This window comes from Variovorax sp. GW822-FHT04A09, assembly GCF_058801005.1.
The window spans coordinates 326457-341888 of sequence record NZ_JBXAMV010000005.1 but is presented as its reverse complement, the minus strand read 5'-3'; the positions used below and the strand labels follow the sequence as shown (position 1 = coordinate 341888).

Here is a 15432-nt window from a genome sequence, read left to right as displayed (position 1 = left end):
CGTCGCTCAGGCCAGGGTCAGACCACCGTCCCGGCGACTTCACCCAGGCCGATGCGCACCGCGCCTTCGCGCTCGCACCAGCCGCGCATCACCAGCGTGTCGCCGTCTTCCAGGAAGGTGCGCTTCTCGCCGTTCGGCAGCGTGACCGGCTGCTTGCCGCCCAGCGTGAGTTCCATCAGCGAGCCGGCCTGGTCGGGCTGCGGGCCCGACAGCGTGCCCGAGCCCAGCAGGTCGCCGGGCTGCAGGTTGCAGCCGTTCACCGTGTGGTGCGTGATGAGCTGCGCGGCGGTCCAGTAGGCGGCTTCGGTGGTGTTGCCGAGCGTGAGGCGCACGGGCGCCACGCCGTCGGCGCGCATCTTCGCGGTCTGCAGCAGCACTTCGAGCGTGATGTCGAGCGCGCCGCTGTCGCGGTTCGAGGGCGCATCGAGGTAGGGCAGCGGTTGCGGGTCTTCGGCGGGGCGCTCGAACTTCGCGCGGAACGGCGCCAGCGCTTCGGTCGTCACGATCCAGGGCGACAGCGTGCTGGCGAAGTTCTTCGCCAGGAACGGGCCCAGCGGCTGGTATTCCCAGGCCTGCAGGTCGCGCGCCGACCAGTCGTTGAGCAGGGTCACGCCGAACAGGTGGTCTTCGGCGTCGCCGATGGCGATGGGTTCGCCCAGTGCATTGCCGCGGCCCACGAGGAAGCCCAGCTCCAGTTCGTAGTCGAGGCGCTTCGAGGGGCCGAAGCTCGGCGCCACCGCATCGGGTGCCTTGGTCTGGCCCTGCGGGCGCTTGAAGACCTGGCCGCTCACGCCGATCGACGAGGCGCGGCCGTGGTAGCCGATGGGCACCCACTTGTAGTTGGGCATCAGCGGCTGGTCGGGACGGAACAGCTTGCCGATGGTGGTGGCGTGGTGGATGCCCGTGTAGAAGTCGGTGTAGTCGCCGATGCGGCAGGGCACGGTCATCTCGGCCTGGGCTTGCGCGAGCAGCGCCTTCGACCATGCGGCTTGCTGGCCGCTGCCTTCGGCCAGTCCGGCGGAGATCGCGGCGCGTAGCGCCTGGCGGTCTTTCACGCTGGCGTTCATCAGCACGTTCATGTCGTCGGTGTCGATGAGGCCGGAGGCGCGCAGGTCGAGGATCTGGTCACCGATGGCCACGCCGATGCGGAAGGCCTCGCTGCTGCCGGCGGCGCGGAAGCGGCCGAAGGGCAGGTTCTGGATCGGGAAGTCGGTGCCGGCCACGTTGGCGGCGGCGACCCAGCTGCGCAGCTTCGGGTCGTGGGTGGCGTTGAGTGCGGTCATGGAGGTCTTTCGGTTCTTGAATCGGATCAGTCTGCGGTCATGCCCGCTTTTTTGGCGACGTCGCCCAGGCGCTTGTATTCGGTGTCGGTGAGCGTGGTGAGCTCCTGCGCGCTCGAGCCGCGCGGCGAGAAACCGGCCTGCTGCAGCTTGGCTTTCACGTCAGGCATCGCGAGCGCTTCGACGAAGGCTTCGTTCAGCGCCTTCACGATCGGCGCCGGCAGCTTCGCCGGCCCGTACACGCCGAACCACGGCTCCAGCGCATAGCCCTTGAGGCCCGCCTCGGCCATCGTCGGCACGTCGGGCAGCGAGGGCGAGCGCGTGGAGCCCGCCACCGCCAGCGCGCGCAGCTTGCCGGCCTGGATGTGCGGCAGCGACGCCGGCAGGTTGTCGAACATCACGCCGATGGTGTTGCCCAGCATGTCGGTGATGGCCGGGCCGCTGCCCTTGTAGGCCACGTGCGTGAGCTCGGTGCCGGTCATCTGCGCGAACATCACGCCGGCCAGGTTCATCGAGGTGCCGGCGCCCGCGGTGGCGTAGGGCAGGCCGGGGTTCTTCTTCGCGGCGGCGATGAGCTCGGGCACGGTCTTGATGGCCGAACTTGCGGGCACTTCGAGCACGATGGTCGACATGCCCAGCAGGCTGATGGCCGTGAAGTCCTTGCGCGGGTCGAAGGCCATCGACTTGTAGATGTGCGGGTTTAGCGCGTTGGTCGAGATGGCGCCGAAGCCGATTGTGTAGCCGTCGGGCGCGGCCTTGGCCACGGTGTCCATGCCGATGTTGCCGCCCGCGCCGCTGCGGTTGTCGATGAGCACCGGCTGGCCCAGTTTCTCCGACACCTTCTGGCCCACGGTGCGCGCCACCAGGTCGGTGGTGCCGCCGGCCGTGTAGGGCACGATGAATTTGATGGGCTTGGACGGAAAGTCGGCCGCGTGCGCCAGCAGGAACGGCGCCGCGAGCAGTGCGACGGCCGCCGCGCGGCGGGTGAGGGCGAAAGCGCTCTTCTTCATCTTCATGGCTTGAATTGGTCCTTGAGGCCGGCCCAGCAGTCGGTGTAGTCGGTGTCGAGCGCCGGGCTTTGCAGCGCGAAGTTCGTCGGGATGAAACGGTAGCGGCTCTCGAACATGAAGGCCAGCGTGTTGTCCAGCTTGTGCGGCTTGAGGTCGGCGTGCGTGGCCTTGTCGAAGGCTTCCTCGTCCGGCCCGTGCGGCACCATGCAGTTGTGCAGGCTCGCGCCGCCGGGCTTGAAGCCGCCCGGCTTGGCGTCGTACTCGCCCAGCACCAGGCCCATGAACTCGCTCATGAGGTTGCGGTGGAACCACGGCGGACGGAAGGTGTTTTCCATCACCATCCAGCGCGGCGGGAAGATCACGAAGTCGCAGTTGGCCGTGCCGGGCGTGTCGCTGGGCGAGGTCAGTACGGTAAAGATCGACGGATCGGGATGGTCGAAGCTGATCGAGCCGATCACCATGAAGTTCGCCGTGTCGTACTTCACCGGTGCGAGGTTGCCGTGCCAGGCGACCACGTTGAAGGGCGACTGTTTCGTCGGCGCGGTCCAGAAGCGGCCACCGAATTTCTTCACCAGCTCGTAGGCGCCGCCGTCTGCCTCGAAAGCCGCCACGGGCGCCTGGAAGTCGCGTGCGTTGGCCAGACCGTTCGAGCCGATGGGGCCGAGTTCGGGCAGGCGGAAGTGCGCGCCGTAGTTCTCGCACACGTAGCCGCGCGAGAGCCCGTCGGGCAGCGCGACCTTGAAGGCCATGCCGCGCGGCAGCACCACGATTTCGCCGGGCTTCACGTCGAGCACGCCGAGTTCGGTCGTGACGACGAGGCGGCCTTGTTGGGGCATCACCAGCATCTCGCCGTCGGCGTTGACGAAGGCGCGTTGGTCCATCGAACGGCCCGCCATGTACATCAGCGAGCCGATGCCGACCTGCGATTCGGCGTCGCCGTTGGCGGCCAGCGTGTGCATGCCGTCGATGAAGTCGACGTCGGCCGCGCCGTCCAGCGGCAGCGGGCCCCAGCGCATCGGCTCGGGCGGCAGCGCGATCTCGCGGTCGGCGCCGGTGGTCCAGTGCGCCTGCGCGTACGGCTGGTAGCGGCCCGACACCACCGAGGGCTGGCGGCGGTACAGCCAGGTGCGGCGGTTCTCATGGCGCGGCGCCGTGAAGGCGGTGCCCGAGAGCAGCTCGGTGTACAGGTCGAAGGGGCCGCGCTGCGGGTTGTTGCGGCCTTGGGGCAGCGCACCGGGCACGGCCTCGGAGGCGTACTCGTTGCCGAAGCCGCTCTGGTAGCGCCGTTCGGCGGCGGGTGTTGCTTGGGTCATGGGCTTGTCTTTCGAAAGTCGCGATGAGGTGGGAACGTGCGGCCGTTCAGCCGGCGCGCGCCGCGTCGAAGGCTTCGCGCAGCACGGCCAGCGAGCCGACGTGGTTGGCCAGCACGAGCACGAGCCGTGCGTTGAAGGCGTGGCTTTCCTCGGTGGAAAGCCCTTGGTGGGCCTCGATGAGCGCCTCGTAGAAATCGTCGGGCGCTTCGAGGTTCGGCGTGGTGATCAGTTGCGGTTGCATCGGGGTCATGCCTTTGCCAGTGCGTGGTCGAGGGCCGCGCGCAGGTTCGCCGCCGTGGGCTGCCGCCAGCGCGCGCACACGTGCTGGTCGGGCCGCAGCAGGTAGACGGTGCCGGGCTGCGCGTCGTAGCGCTGCGTGGCGAGTTCGGCGTCGGCGCCGGTGCCTTCCACGCGCACGACGTGCAGCGCGAGGTCGCTGCTCTTCAGCGCCTGCAGGCTGCGCTCGGCGGCGTCGCCGGTGCCGAACACCAGCGCGGTGAAGCGCGCCACATGGCATTCGCGCAGCAGCCAGCCGGTGCTGCCGTCGGCGCGCCGCACGGGCGCATCGGCCGCGGCGGCGCCGGGCACCATCGCGCCGGCGAAGGTGTCGGCGTCGGGCGTGTTGAGCGGCGAGTCGCGCAGCACCGTGGCCACCGACAGCCGCCCGCTGTTGACCAGCGAGCGCGCGAAGGCGTGGCGCTTGGTCAGCTCGAGCACCGCGTCGCGGAAGAGGCGGCTCACCTCGCTCTTGGGAGTGATGAAGTCGGTGGCGCGCGTGGAGTTGCGGATGTTCTCGTCGGCCGCGAACTCGCGCTCGCTGGCGTAGCTGTCGAGCAGCGCGTCGGGCGCGTCGCCGGCCAGCACGGCCGCGAGCTTCCAGGCGAGGTTGTCGGCGTCCTGCACGCCCGAGTTGGCGCCGCGCGCGCCGAAGGGCGACACGCCGTGCGCCGAGTCGCCCGCGAACAGCACGCGGCCGTGGCGGAAGCGCTCCATGCGCTGGCAGGCGAAGGTGTAGACGCTGGCCCAGCCGATCTGGAACTGCACGCCTTCGAAGCCGATGCTGTCCAGCAGCGCGCGCACGCGCGGCGTGATGCGCTCGGGCTTGCGCTCTTCCACCGGGTCGGCGTCCCAGCCGAGCTGGAAGTCGACGCGCCACATGCCGTCGGCCTGCTTGTGCAGCAGCACGCTCTGGCCGGGGTGGAACGACGGGTCGAACCAGAAGCGGCGCTCGGTGGGCAGCTGCGCGTCCATCGTGATGTCGGCGATCAGGAAGCGGTCGCGGAACACGCGGCCCTTGGCTTCCTGCCCCAGCATCTGGCGCAGGTTGGAGCGCGAGCCGTCGCAGGCGGCGACGTAGCCGGCCTGCAGGCGGTACTCGCCCTCGGGCGTTTCCACGGTCAGCACCGCGCCGTCGTCGCCTTGCTCGATGCCGGTGACCTTGTTGTTCCAGCGCAGGTCGATCAGCGGCAGCGCCGCGGCGCGTTCGACGAGGTAGCCCTCGACGTAGTACTGCTGCAGGTTGATGAAGGCCGGGCGCTCGTGGCCGGGCTCGGGCAGCAGGTCGAAGCGGTAGACCTGCTCGTCATGGAAGAACACCTTGCCGACGTTCCACGACACGCCCTTGTCGACCATGCGGTCGCCGCAGCCGAGGCGGTCGAACACCTCGAGCGTGCGCTTGGCGAAGCAGATCGCGCGCGATCCGCTGGACAGGCTGTTGTCGTTGTCGAGCAGCACCACGGGAACCTGCCGCAGGGCGAGGTCGATGGCGAGCGTGAGGCCCACCGGGCCGGCGCCCACGACCACCACGGGGTGGCGGGCGGGCGCGGCGGCGTCCTGGTCGGCGTGGCGGGTGTAGTCGAAGCGCAGGCTTTGATAGTCGATCACGTGGTGTCTCCGTGTTCTTGTCGTTTCCGTCGCCTTCCCCGCGCGGGGGAAGGTCGCGGCGCGATCAGCCTTCCAGGGCCTTCCACATGTCGATGTCGCGCTGTGCCGTCCACACGCGCGGGTCGGCGTGGCCCGAGGCCTCGTCGTAGGCGCGGCTCACGTCGAAGGGCATGCAGTGGTCGAAGATCACCCACTGGCTGTACTTGGGCTTGAGCTTCTCGTAGGTCTCCTTGTAGACCGCGTTCAGGTCGCGGCCGGCCTTCACGCCGTCCTGCACGCTGGCGTACACGTCGGCGATGAAGGCGCGCGTTTCCTGCAGGCCCTTGGCCACGTCTTCGGGCGTGGTCAGCGCGGCGCCGCGGCCCGGCACCAGGGCCAGGGGCTTCAGGGCGGCGAGGTTGTCCAGCGTCTGCGGCCAGTCCTGGAAGTAGGCGTCGCCGGCGTACGGCGTGGCGCCGAACTCGACCAGGTCGCCCGACAGCAGCGCGCGCTCCTGCGGCAGCCAGACGACCGTGTCGCCCTTGGTGTGGCCGCGGCCCAACTGCAGCAGCTGCACTTCGAGCTTGCCCAGCCACAGCGTCATCTTGCCGGTGAAGGTCATGGTGGGCCAGGTCAGGCCCGGGGGCACGGTCTCGACGTTCTGGAACAGGCGCGGGAAGCGGCCGATTTCGCTGGCCTTGTCTTCCTCGCCGCGCTCCACGATCAGGTCGCGCGTGTCCTGGCTGGCCAGGATGTGTTCGGCGCCGTAGCCCGCCGCGCCCAGCACGCGCACCGCGTGGTAGTGGGTGAGCACCACGTACTTGATGGGCTTGTCGGTCACTTCGCGGATGCGGCGCACCACGTCGGCGGCCATGGCGGGCGTGGCCTGGGTGTCGGCCACCAGCACGCAGTCGTCGCCGATGATGATCCCGGTGTTGGGGTCGCCCTCGGCCGTGTAGGCCCAGGCGTGCTCCGAGATCTGGCTGAAGGTGATCTTCTTTTCTTCCAGGTCGGCCTGGCTGGCGAATTTCTTGGCTTGGCTCATCGTGTGTCTCCGGTGGGGTGGTTTTGGGATTCGTCTGATTCGTTTAAGGCGAACGAGTTTGCAGATAACGAATGCGCGGAGTGTAAGCCCGAGATCAGTTCATGTCTAATGCCTTCTTCATGAACGAACAACCAGACGGCAAGGCGGCCATGGCAGCGACTGACACCGACCGCGCCCAGCGCGGCATCCAGAGCATCGAAGTCGGCGGGCAGCTGCTGCGCGCGCTGGTGCACCACGGCCGCCCGATGGCGCTCAAAGACCTTGCCCGCGAAGCGGACATGACGGCCGCCAAGGCCCACCCGTACATGGTGAGCTTCGGCCGGCTGGGCCTCATCGAGCAGGACCGCGCCAGCGGCCACTATCTGCTCGGCCCGCTGGCCTTGCAACTGGGGCTGATCAGCCTGCAGCAGGCCGACCCGGTGCACATCGCCACGCCGCTGATCGGCCAGCTCGCGCAGCAGATCGGCCACACCGTGGCGCTGGCCGTGTGGGGCGCGCGCGGCGCGACCATCGTGCGCACGGCCGAGTCGCCCTCGCCGGTGCACGTGAACATGCGCCACGGCACGGTGTTCTCGCTCACCAACACGGCCTCGGGCCGCGTCTTTGCCGCCTACCTCGACCCGGCGGTGGTGCGTGCGCAGCTCGAGGACGAGCGCCAGCGCCAGAAGCAGCGCAAGGGCGCCGCCGAACCCGCGCCGCCGGCCGGCATGCCGCCGGTGCAACCGCTGCCCTCGTGGAGCGACTTCGAGCGCCAGTGCCAGGAAGTGCGCGACCACGGCATCAGCCGCTCCGACGGCGAGGTGATCGAGGGCGTGAGCGCCATGGCCGCGCCGGTGTTCGACCACACGGGCGCCATCGTGCTGGCCGTGACCGCCATCGGCCCGGCCGGCATCTTCCACACCGCCTGGGACGGCGAGATCGCGCGCGCGCTCAAGGCCTGCGCGGGCACGGTGTCGCAACGCCTGGGGGCGAGCGCCACCGGCGCCGTGGTTCCCTCCGTCTCCGATCGATGACCCTGTTTTCTTCCGCCTTGTCTTCTTTCTCTTCTTCCGACGACCTCGCGCTGCGCATCGACCGCACCGTGGCGCTGCTGCGCGGTGCGCGGCGCATCGTGGTCTTCTCGGGCGCGGGCTTGTCCAAGGCCTCGGGCATCCCGACCTACCGCGACGCCGACGGCCTGTGGATGAGCCAGAACGCGCTCAAGTTCTCGCATGCCGACGACCTCGCGCGCGACCCGGGCGGCTTCACGAAGTTCTGGGCCCAGCGCCTGGCGCTGATCGAGACCGCGTCGCCCAACCCCGGACATCTCGCGCTCGCGCAACTGCAGCGGCTGCGCCCTGCGACCCGGCTCATCACGCAGAACGTCGACGGCCTGCTCGGCAAGGCCGGCGGGCAGGACGTGCTGGAGTTGCACGGCTCGCTGCGCCGCTGGCGCTGCGACCACTGCGGCAACCGCAGCGGCCCGTGGCCCTTTCACCGCTGCCTGCGCTGCGGCTCGCACGCGCGGCCCGACGTGGTCATGTTCGGCGAGATGCTGAACGCCGGCGTGCTGCTCGACGCGCAGGTGGCGGCGCAGGAGTCCGACCTGTTCCTGGTGGTCGGCAGCACCACCATCGTCTACCCGGCGGCCGAGCTGCCCAAGCTGGCGATGGCGCGCGGTGCGCGGCTGGTCACGCTGAACATCGAGCCATTGCCGCATCTGGACGATGCGGCGGCGGTGGTGTTGCGGGGGGCGTCGGAAGACCTGCTGCCGAAGTTGGTTGCCGGGATGGCCGGCGACTGAAGCGCTAGCCGGCCCGCATCTTCTCGCGCAGCACGCGCCAGCGCGCGAGGCTCTCGGCGGGCCAGTAGTCCTTGCGGTCGTAATACTCGTGCACCGCCGGCGCGCCAGGCGGCAGCACCACCCACGGCTGCTTGGACATCGTGAAGATGTGCAGGTCCGGCGGCAACCGGTCGGGCGTGTCGAGCGTGCCCACGCGGATGAAGCTCACGGCGTCGCCGGCGCCTGCGTAGTGGCTCCACAGCGCGACGTGGCAGGCGGGGCAGCGCGCGTATTTCTGGCCGCGCCCGCTGGCCGAGGGCGTGAGCACCAGATCGACCGCGCCCTGCAGCACCTGCACGTGTTCCGGTTCGATTAGCGCATTGAGCGCGAAGGACGAGCCCGTCTCGCGCTGGCACCAGCGGCAGTGGCAGCAGTGCACGAAGAGCGGCGGGGCGTTCAGGCGGTAGCGCACCTGCCGGCAGGTGCAGCCGCCTTCGAGCGGCACGAAGGCGTCGGCCATGGCGGTGGTCGACGGGCGCTCAGCCCTTCTTGCCACCCAGCAGCACCAGCGCGCCGCCCACCACGATCGCCGCCACGCCGGCCCAGGCCGGGATGTTGATGGTCTGCTTTTCCTTCACCGAGAACTCCAGCGGGCCCAGCTTGGCCTGATGGGTTTCCTTGGTGAAGCTGAAGCCGCCCAGGCCGAGCCCGGCGATGCCGGCCACGACCAGCAGGATGCCGACGATGCGCGTTGCGTTCATGGGACGGGTCTCCTCAGGGTTGGTTGGAATGAAAAGCCGTTCAGCGCCGCGGTGCCGCCGTGCGCGGCTGCGGCGGCTCCTGCTGCTGCAGCTGGTCGACCCATTGCACGACCTCGGCCATGGCCGCGTCGCTCGCCGCGATGAGCGCCTTCACGCCGCCGGGCGCGTCGGCGCTGGCGGCGGGGCGGCGCACGGTGAAGGTGCGCTGGCCCATCACGCGGTCGCCGCCGGTGGCGGTGCGGACCAGCGTGGCGCGCAGGCGCACCAGGCCCGTGCTGCTGGCCGGCGCGTCGAAGTAGTGGCTGAACTCGTCGAGCGAGATGCGCAGCGTGTCGGGCACGATGCCCTCGGTGCGCGCGAGCGTTGCGCTTTCTTCGGGGCCGAGCACGGTGCGGCGCTCGGCCAGCGTGTCGCGCAGCCGCTGGCGCAGCAGCTGCGCGGGCGGCAGGCTCCAGCGAGACTGGCCGTAGGGGCGCAGCTCGTTGGCGTCGGCATAGCCCAGGCGGTACAGGATCTGCGTGCCGTCCAGTCGCGTGTTGCTGTCGAACTCCGCGAGGGACAGCGCCGGCAGCGCGGTGGCCGGCGCGGCAGCGGCGGCAGGTGCGGCGGCGGAGAGGCCGGGCCCGAAGTCGTACAGCGTGGCGCGCGCCGGCTTGTCGGGCAGCATGCCGCAGCCGGCGACCAGCAGCACACAGCCGAGGCTGGCGAGGGCGTGGAGGGTGTTCTTCATGCGCATGGTTGGTCTGCTCCCGGTCAGTGGCGTGCGGCGGGTGCAACGAAGCCGGGCTCGCCCGGGCCCGCGGCGGCGCCGCCGTTGCCGAACAGCAGCGATTGCGGGTTGTCGTTGATGCTGTCGGCCGCGCGGCCCAGGCGGCGCACCGCGTGGGCGGTGTCGTCGGCCACGCGGTTCACGCGCGGCAGGGTGGCGGCGTTGAACGAGTCGACCGCCTGCGCCAGCGCCTTGGTGCCCTCGCTCAGGCGCTCGACCGGACCGTCGGGTGCGTTGAGCCGGCCCACGGTGGAGTTGAAGTTGTTGGCCACGCGCGAGACGTCGCCGGCGGCTTTCTTCACCGTCGACAGCGTCTCGGGCATGGCGGCCAGCGTCGGGTTCAGGCCGGTCTTGACGGTGTTGTCGAGCTGCTTGAGCAGCGTGTTGGCACTGGCCGAGGCGGCCGCGATGTTCTCCAGCGCGTCGGCCACGCGCTTCTGGTTGGCGTCGGCCAAGAGCGCGTTGGCGCGCTTGGTCACTTCTTCCACCTGGTCGATGATTTCCTCGCCGCGGTCCTGCAGCTTCGCGAGCATCGAGGGCTTGAGCGGAATGCGCGGCGGGTTGTTGTTGTCGGGCTTGAGCGCGACGGTCGATTCGCCCTCGTCGTCCAGCGCGATGAAGGCCAGGCCGGTCACGCCCTGGTAGCTCAGCGTGGCAAAGCTGGAGGTGGTGAGCGGCACGCGCTCGTCGACCGTGATGCGCACGCGCACGTTGCCTTTGGTCTTGGGGTCGAAGTCGATCGAGGTCACCTTGCCGACCGAGATGCCGCGGTAGCGCACCTGGGCCTGCGGCTGCAGGCCGCTCACGGCGTCGCGGGTGGAGAGTTCGTACACGTTGCGCACGGTGTTGTCGCGCGTGAACCAGACCACCAGCGCGACGAGCGCGGCGATCAGGCCGAGCACGAAGGCGCCGGCGGCGAGGGCATGGGCCTTGTTTTCCATGAGGGGACCTACCTTTCGTCAGCGCGCGCGGCCTCGGGCTGCGGCGCGGGGGGTGCTTTGCCGGCGGCGGGCTTGTCGTGCAGCGCCTCCAGGGCGCGCTGGCCGCGCCCGCCGAGAAAGTATTCGTGGATGAAGGGATGCGGGTAGGCGATGACTTCGCGCGCCGTGCCGCTCACGATCACCTTCTGGTCGGCCAGCACCGCGATGCGGGTGCTCAGGTCGAACAGGGTGTCCAGGTCGTGCGTGACCATCACGACCGTCAGGCCCAGCTCGCGGTGCAGGCCGCGCAGCAGGTCGCAGAAACTGTCCGACGCTTCGGGGTCGAGGCCGGCCGTGGGCTCATCGAGCAGCAGCAGCGGCGGGTCCATGATGAGCGCGCGCGCCAGCGCCACGCGCTTGATCATGCCGCCCGACAGGTCCGACGGGCTCTTGTTCGCATGCTGCGGCTCCAGCCCCACCATCTGCAGCTTCACGAGCGCGGCGTTGCGGATCAGCTCGTCGGGCAGCAGCTTGAGTTCGCGCAGCGGAAAGGCGATGTTCTCCAGCACGCTGAAGGCCGAGAACAGCGCACCGTGCTGGAACAGCATGCCCACGTTGGCCGCGCCGGCCGCGCTGAGTTCGCCCGGCGCCCGACCCAGCACCTCGACTGCGCCCTTCGTGGGTTTCTGCAGCCCGAGGATCTGCCGCAGCAGCACCGTCTTGCCGGTGCCCGAGCCGCCGACCAGCGACAGCACCTCGCCGCGGTCGAGGTGCAGGTCGAGGTCGCGGTGCACCACCTGTTCGCCATCGGGGCTCTTGAACACGGTCCAGAGCTTGCGGATGTCGACCACGGTGCTCGAGGGGGACGTCACGGCGGCGTTCATCCGCGGAATCCTATGCCCTTGAAGAGCACTGCGAAGAGCGCATCGACCAGGATCACCGCGGTGATCGAGGTCACGACCGACGACGTGGTGCCGCGCCCCAGGCTCTCGGTGTTGGGCTTGACCTTCATGCCGAAGTAGCAGCCGATCAGCGCGATCAGCACGCCGAACACCGCCGACTTGGCCAGGGCCAGCCAGAGGTTGGAGATGGGCACCGCGCGCGGCAATGCCGACAGGAAATACGACGGCGAGATGCCCAGCGCCGCATCGGCCGCGAGCATGCCGCCGGCCAGTGCCGCCATCGAGGTCCACAGGCTGATCAGCGGCATCGCGATGGCCAGCGCCAGCACGCGCGGCATCACGAGACGGAAGCCGTGCGGGATGCCCATCACGCGCATCGCGTCGAGCTCCTCGGTGACGCGCATCACGCCGATCTGCGCCGTGATCGCCGAGCCCGAGCGGCCCGCGATCAGCACGGCGGCCAGCACCGGCCCGAGCTCGCGGATCAGCGACAGCCCGAGGATGTTCACCACGAAGGCCTCGGCACCGTAGTTGCGCAGCTGCTGCGAGATCAGGTACGCCAGCACCACGCCGATCAAGAGGCCGACCAGCGCCGTGATGTGCAGCGCCGTGGCGCCGAACTGATAGAGGTGGCCCGAGAAGTCGCGCCACGGCGCGCGGTGCGGCGCGCGCGCCAGCGTGCACAGGTCGAGCGCGAGCTGGCCGATCAGGCCCACGAAGTCGCGCAGCACGACCATCGCGCGCGGGCCGTGGTGGGCCAGTGCGTGCAGCCGGTCGCTCAGCGACTTGGGCGGCTCGTCGGGCGTGGCCACCGTGAACTTCGCCACCTGGTCGAGCACCGCCTGGTGCTGCGGCGACAGCTCGATCGTGGCCGGCCAGGCCTGGCGCCAGTGCTCCCACAGCAGCTGGGCGCCGATGTGGTCGAGCTGGCCGATGGGGCGCAGGTCCCAGGCCCGGTCGTCCGCGGGCGGCAGCGCCGCGAGGTCCTTGGCCAGCGCTTCCCAGGCCGGGCGCGTCGACATCGCCAGCGTGGTCCAGCAACCGCTGGCCACGGCCCAGGTGCGGCCGTCCACGTCCTGCGTCTGCGCGCGCGGCGGCGCGAAGGCGTCGTCGGTGGCGGGGGCGTCAGCGGGCGACGGGGTGGGCGACATGGGCAAAGGTGCGGGACAAAACGTAAACAAAGGTCCAAGCGAGAGCGCGCATCGTAACCGCGTGCATCCGGGGCTTGTGTGCGTCTGGCCCTTCGTTTGCGTAGGGCCAGACGCCGTTTTTTTCAGCCAATCTTCAGCTCCAGGCCCGGGCCAGCGCATCCCAGGCGCTGGCGATCACGGGCTCGTCGCGCCGCGCGGCCAGCGAGACGAAACGCAGCGCGCAATCCAGCCGCACGCGGTCGGCCAGCACGAGGCCGTGGGCCTGGCTTTCGCGGATGGCGATCGAGTCGCGCACCAGGCTCAGGCCCACGCCCGACTTCAGCAGGTCGAGCATCGAGGCCTCCTGGTCGACCAGCGCCACGCGCCGGGGCGCCAGGCCGAGCGGGCCGAACACGCGTTCCAGCAAACGGTGGTGCGCCGACTCGGGCGGCGTCGCGAGCCAGGGCAGGGCGGCCAGCGCCTTCCAGTCGCGCCCCAGCACCTGCGGGCCCCAGCCGGCCGGCGCGACCACGCGGTAGCTGAAGCGGGTGAGGGTGCGCACCGCCAGCGGCGCCGGCGCGGCGTCGTCGGGTTCATCGCCCGGGTCGAGGTGAAAGCCCACGTCGAGCTCGCCGCGCAGCACCTGCGCCAGCACGCTGCCGCTCATGCCGTGGCGCAACTCGGTCTCGATCTGCGGCGCGGCCTCGACCAGCTCGCGCAGGAACACGCCCAGCCGCGTGAACTCCGGGTCGAGGATGGTGCCGATGCGCAGCGCCCCGCGCACCGTGACCTGCAGGTTGCGCGCGGCCTGCTGCAGGTCGCCCACGGCCGCCAGCACGCGCTCGGCCTGCGGCAGCATGGCCGCGCCGTCGGCCGTGAGCGCCAGCCCGTGAGGCGTGCGGGTGAACAGCACCAGCCCGGTTTCTTCCGCGAAACGCTTGAGCTGCAGGCTCACCGCGGGCTGCGTCAGGTGCAGCTTTTCGGCGGCGCGCGAGACGTTGCCCTCGCGCGCCGCCAGGATGAAGGCGCGCAGAATCTGGAGGTCCATCGATGACGTAGTCATATAAGACTGATTTATAGCGCCATCGACGCGAATTCATTGGCTTTCTCTTCGTGGATTGGGCCAAATTGCCTTCAGGAGACCCGCACATGTCCATCAGCACCCGAAATATCGATCACCACATCGCCGGCGCCCCCGCCGCCAACACCTCCGGCCGCACGCAGGACGTGACCAACCCCGCCACCGGTGCCGTCACCGGCAAGGTCGGCCTGGCCGACGCCGCCCAGGTGGGGGCCGCCGTGGCCGCCGCGCAGGCCGCGTTCCCGGCCTGGGCCGACACACCGCCGATCCGCCGGGCGCGCGTGATGTTCAAGTTCCTCGAGCTGCTCAACCAGCACAAGGACGAGCTCGCCCACCTCATCACCGCCGAGCACGGCAAGGTCTTCACCGACGCGCAGGGCGAGGTCAGCCGCGGCATCGACATCGTCGAGTTCGCCTGCGGCATTCCGCAGCTGCTCAAGGGCGACTTCACCGACCAGGTGAGCACCGGCATCGACAACTGGACGCTGCGCCAGCCGCTGGGCGTTGTGGCCGGCATCACGCCCTTCAACTTCCCGGTGATGGTGCCGATGTGGATGTTCCCGGTGGCCATTGCCGCGGGCAACACCTTTGTGCTCAAGCCCAGCCCGACCGACCCGAGCCCGTCGCTGCTGATGGCCGAGCTGCTCAAGAAGGCCGGTCTGCCCGACGGCGTGTTCAACGTGGTGCAGGGCGACAAGGCCGCGGTCGACGCGCTGCTGGAGCACCCCGACGTCAAGGCGATCAGCTTCGTGGGCTCCACGCCCATCGCCAACTACATCTACGAAACCGGCGCACGCCACGGCAAGCGCGTGCAGGCGCTGGGCGGTGCGAAGAACCACATGGTCGTCATGCCCGACGCCGACATCGACCAGGCCGTCGACGCCCTCATCGGCGCCGGCTACGGCTCGGCCGGCGAGCGCTGCATGGCGATCAGCGTCGCGGTGCTGGTGGGCGACGTGGCCGACCGGCTGCTGCCCAAGCTCATCGAGCGCACGAAGACGCTGAAGGTGCTCAATGGCGAGAACCTCGCGGCCGAGATGGGCCCGATCGTCACGCGCGCCGCGCACGAGCGCATCACCGGCTACATCGCGCAGGGCGAGAAGGAAGGCGCGAAGCTGCTGGTCGACGGCCGCCAGTTCGACGGCAACGCCGCGGGCGAAGGCTGCGGCGACGGCTTCTGGATGGGCGGCACGCTGTTCGACCACGTCACGCCCGAGATGCGCATCTACAAGGAAGAGATCTTCGGCCCCGTGCTGGGCTGCCTGCGCGTCGCGACCTTCAAGGAAGCGGTGGACCTCATCAACGCGCACGAGTTCGGCAACGGCGTGAGCTGCTTCACCCGCGACGGCAACGTGGCGCGCGAGTTCGGCCGCCGCATCCAGGTCGGCATGGTCGGCATCAACGTGCCGATCCCGGTGCCGATGGCCTGGCACGGCTTCGGCGGCTGGAAGAAGAGCCTGTTCGGCGACATGCACGCGTATGGCGAAGAGGGCGTGCGCTTCTACACGAAGCAGAAGTCGATCATGCAGCGCTGGCCCGAAAGCATCGGCAAGGGCGCAGAGTTCGTGATGCCGACAGCGAAGTAAAAAGGGGGCG

Annotated in this window: 16 protein-coding genes; 3 read left to right on the top strand and 13 right to left on the bottom strand. The window is 69.8% G+C overall.

Annotation, left to right across the window (positions count from 1 at the left end):
• Nucleotides 1–17: 17 nt before the first annotated feature.
• From fahA to AC1RLW_RS24910, 6 genes are all read right to left on the bottom strand, one after another.
• Nucleotides 18–1283 (bottom strand): fumarylacetoacetase, encoded by a 1266-nt coding sequence (gene fahA / locus AC1RLW_RS24935; protein ID WP_493195514.1) that lies wholly within the window; start codon nt 1281–1283, stop codon nt 18–20.
• A gap of 26 nt (nt 1284–1309) precedes the next feature.
• Nucleotides 1310–2290: a Bug family tripartite tricarboxylate transporter substrate binding protein gene (locus AC1RLW_RS24930; RefSeq protein ID WP_493195591.1), complete on the bottom strand. Its 981-nt coding sequence runs from the start codon at nt 2288–2290 to the stop codon at nt 1310–1312.
• 2 nt (nt 2291–2292) lie between these two features.
• Nucleotides 2293–3603 carry a homogentisate 1,2-dioxygenase gene (hmgA, locus tag AC1RLW_RS24925; protein ID WP_493195513.1) on the bottom strand — a complete coding sequence of 437 codons (1311 nt, stop codon included), beginning with the start codon at nt 3601–3603 and terminating at the stop codon, nt 2293–2295.
• 46 nt (nt 3604–3649) lie between these two features.
• Nucleotides 3650–3844, bottom strand: coding sequence for a DUF2783 domain-containing protein (locus AC1RLW_RS24920; RefSeq protein ID WP_062472729.1), 195 nt, complete (start codon nt 3842–3844; stop codon nt 3650–3652).
• Between the two features lie 5 nt (nt 3845–3849).
• The gene (locus AC1RLW_RS24915) at nt 3850–5487 is read right to left on the bottom strand and encodes an FAD-dependent oxidoreductase (protein ID WP_493195512.1); all 1638 of its coding nucleotides are present in this window, start codon (nt 5485–5487) and stop codon (nt 3850–3852) included.
• Between the two features lie 64 nt (nt 5488–5551).
• Complete coding sequence (locus AC1RLW_RS24910; RefSeq protein ID WP_319358743.1) at nt 5552–6511, bottom strand: MBL fold metallo-hydrolase; 960 nt, start codon at nt 6509–6511, stop codon at nt 5552–5554.
• A 149-nt stretch (nt 6512–6660) separates the two neighbouring features.
• Here AC1RLW_RS24910 and AC1RLW_RS24905 point away from each other — a divergent pair, with 149 nt between their 5' ends.
• Nucleotides 6661–7524, top strand: a complete 864-nt coding sequence (locus AC1RLW_RS24905; RefSeq protein ID WP_062472735.1) for an IclR family transcriptional regulator — start codon at nt 6661–6663, stop codon at nt 7522–7524.
• A complete protein-coding gene (locus tag AC1RLW_RS24900; RefSeq protein WP_487848834.1) occupies nt 7521–8294 on the top strand; it encodes an SIR2 family NAD-dependent protein deacylase in 774 nt (257 codons plus the stop codon). Before AC1RLW_RS24905 ends, AC1RLW_RS24900 begins: the two co-directional genes overlap by 4 nt.
• 4 nt (nt 8295–8298) lie before the next feature.
• Here AC1RLW_RS24900 and AC1RLW_RS24895 read toward each other — a convergent pair whose 3' ends face one another.
• From AC1RLW_RS24895 to AC1RLW_RS24865, 7 genes are all read right to left on the bottom strand, one after another.
• The gene (locus AC1RLW_RS24895) at nt 8299–8793 is read right to left on the bottom strand and encodes a GFA family protein (RefSeq protein ID WP_447740273.1); all 495 of its coding nucleotides are present in this window, start codon (nt 8791–8793) and stop codon (nt 8299–8301) included.
• A 19-nt stretch (nt 8794–8812) separates the two neighbouring features.
• A complete protein-coding gene (locus AC1RLW_RS24890; protein ID WP_070063477.1) occupies nt 8813–9034 on the bottom strand; it encodes a hypothetical protein in 222 nt (73 codons plus the stop codon).
• A gap of 40 nt (nt 9035–9074) precedes the next feature.
• The gene (locus AC1RLW_RS24885; protein WP_493195511.1) at nt 9075–9764 is read right to left on the bottom strand and encodes an ABC-type transport auxiliary lipoprotein family protein; all 690 of its coding nucleotides are present in this window, start codon (nt 9762–9764) and stop codon (nt 9075–9077) included.
• A 23-nt stretch (nt 9765–9787) separates the two neighbouring features.
• On the bottom strand, nt 9788–10744 hold the full coding sequence (locus AC1RLW_RS24880) for an MlaD family protein (protein WP_139703980.1): 957 nt from the start codon (nt 10742–10744) through the stop codon (nt 9788–9790).
• Nucleotides 10745–10752: 8 nt separating this feature from the next.
• A complete protein-coding gene (locus AC1RLW_RS24875) occupies nt 10753–11607 on the bottom strand; it encodes an ABC transporter ATP-binding protein (RefSeq protein ID WP_492733393.1) in 855 nt (284 codons plus the stop codon).
• Nucleotides 11604–12776, bottom strand: coding sequence for an MlaE family ABC transporter permease (locus tag AC1RLW_RS24870; RefSeq protein ID WP_070063474.1), 1173 nt, complete (start codon nt 12774–12776; stop codon nt 11604–11606). The genes AC1RLW_RS24875 and AC1RLW_RS24870 overlap by 4 nt, the downstream gene beginning before the upstream one ends.
• A gap of 133 nt (nt 12777–12909) precedes the next feature.
• The gene (locus AC1RLW_RS24865) at nt 12910–13818 is read right to left on the bottom strand and encodes a LysR family transcriptional regulator (RefSeq protein ID WP_062472753.1); all 909 of its coding nucleotides are present in this window, start codon (nt 13816–13818) and stop codon (nt 12910–12912) included.
• Between the two features lie 86 nt (nt 13819–13904).
• Between AC1RLW_RS24865 and AC1RLW_RS24860 the strand changes: the two genes are divergently transcribed.
• Nucleotides 13905–15422, top strand: a complete 1518-nt coding sequence (locus tag AC1RLW_RS24860) for a CoA-acylating methylmalonate-semialdehyde dehydrogenase (protein ID WP_493195510.1) — start codon at nt 13905–13907, stop codon at nt 15420–15422.
• Nucleotides 15423–15432 lie beyond the last annotated feature (10 nt).